The sequence below is a fragment of the Polaromonas sp. P3_C2 genome (assembly GCF_056402675.1).
In genome coordinates this window covers 1-1,876 of the sequence record NZ_JBFUGX010000732.1, presented here as the reverse complement: position 1 = coordinate 1,876, position 1,876 = coordinate 1, and the positions used below count along the sequence as shown (strand labels likewise).

General features: G+C 61.8%; 2 protein-coding genes. Both read right to left on the bottom strand.

Features of this window, described 5'->3' with window-relative positions; all coding sequences use genetic code 11:
• A partial coding sequence (locus AC1DWI_RS21295; protein ID WP_477725691.1) for an ABC transporter substrate-binding protein occupies positions 1 to 622 on the bottom strand: 622 nt, incomplete at its 3' end.
• Positions 623 to 711: 89 nt separating this feature from the next.
• Positions 712 to 1,689 (bottom strand): Bug family tripartite tricarboxylate transporter substrate binding protein, encoded by a 978-nt coding sequence (locus AC1DWI_RS21290; RefSeq protein WP_477670979.1) that lies wholly within the window; start codon positions 1,687 to 1,689, stop codon positions 712 to 714.
• Between the last annotated feature and the right edge of the window lie 187 nt (positions 1,690 to 1,876).

Genomic DNA, 1,876 nt, shown 5'->3' with positions numbered 1-1,876 from the left:
CGTCTACCGTGCCGCGCGGCACCGGGGCCACGGCAGCAGCCGTTGCGCCGCGCTTTTGCATGGCGGCGTTCAGGGCTTCCAGGCCTTCCTTGCCGAAAGCGTCATCCTGGTACATCACGCCGATTTTTTTGATGCCGATGGTCCACGCGTGGTTGACCGCCGCTTCGATCTCGTCGGTGGTGCTTGCGCGCACATGGAACAGGTTGGACACATACGGGTCGCGCAGCGACTTTGCGCCGCTGGTGTTGCCGATCTCCGCAATGCCGGCCGCCTGCACCAGGGGCACGATCTTCAGCATGTTGGCCGTGCCGCGATAGCCCACCAGCGCCACGGCGTTTTGGGTTTCGATCAGGGCCTTGGTGTTCTCGGCCGTCTTGTCGGGGTTGAAGCCGTCGTCCAGGCTGACGAGTTTGATTTTCTCGCCGCGAACGCCGCCTTTTTTGTTGATGTCGTCAAAGTAGGCGTTCATGCCGCGCACATAGTCGGTCGTCAGTGCGGCGCTGTTGCCAGAGAGGTCACCCGAGTGGCCGAGCACGATGTCGGCCGAAGCGGCCGAGCAGGCCAGGCCCAGAAAAAGAGCGGCCAGCAAACTGCCGCCCTTTGGAAAATTAACAACTTTCATGAAACGAATCCCTACCCTCTTGTGAAAAAATTGGTGTCAATAAAAAAGCCGGCCCAAGGCCGGCTTGTGCTTCCGGTGCGCGGTGTATGTCAGGCGTCGACCCTGACCTTGGCCTGCTGGGCCACCTGCGCCCACTTCTTTTGCTCCATCTTGATGAAGGCCGCAAATTTTTCGGTGCTGCCGCCGCCGTCTTCGGCGCCGTACTGGTCCATCTTTTCCTGCACGTCCGGCATGGCCAGCACCTTGTTGACGTCTTCATTCATGCGCTGAACCATGGCCCGCGGCATTTTGGAAGGGCCCATGAGGCCGTACCACACGGTGGCTTCGAAGCCCGGGAAACCGGACTCGGCCATGGTGGGCACATTGGAATGGCCTTTGGCGCGCTTGAGACGCGTTTGCGCCAGCGCGATGGCCTTGCCGCTTTTGACATGCGGCGTGGCCGAGGTCATGGTTTCAAAGCAGTAGTTGACCTGCCCGCCGATCAGATCGACCAGCGCCGGGCCTGAGCCACGGTAAGGAATGTGCAGCGCAAAAATCTTTGCCTGGAGCTTGAACATTTCCAGTGCAAAGTGCTGGGCCGAACCACCGCCCGCGGAAGCAAAGCTGATCTGGCCGGGCTTGGCCTTGCACAAGGCCACCAGGTCCTTCACGGTTTTGGCGGGCTGGTCGGCATTGCAGATGAGCATGTTAGGCGTGACGCCGACCATGCTGATGGGCACGAAGTCGCGGTCTGCGTCGTAGCCGAGCTTGATGCCGAGCGCCGGTGCCAGCGCGTGGCTGTTGATGTGGGCCATCAGCAAGGTGTTGCCGTCACCGGCCTGCTTGGCCACGTAATCGGCCGCAATCACACCGGCGGCGCCGCCCTTGTTTTCAATGATGACCGAGGTGTTCCACATGGTGGACAGCTTCTGGCCGACCACGCGCGCCAGCGCGTCGGTGCCGCCGCCGGGCGGGAAACCCACCACAATGCGCACCGGCCCGCTGGGCAGCGTTTGCGCCCTGAGCATGGGTGACGCCACCATGGCGGCTGTGGCCGCCGCCGCGCTGATAAAGGTTCTGCGTTGCATGGTTTCCCTTTTTGATTCAGTAATTTATGGAATTTTGATGACCGTTTGACGTAACACCCCCTGCGCTCGTGCGCAGCGGGTGATCAGGCTGCCTTGCGCTGCGGCACCACAGCCGCATGGCTGGAGAAATGATCCATGGCGGCCTGCACGCCCGAGCCCGCGAGCTTGACGCCTGCAAGTTTGAGGC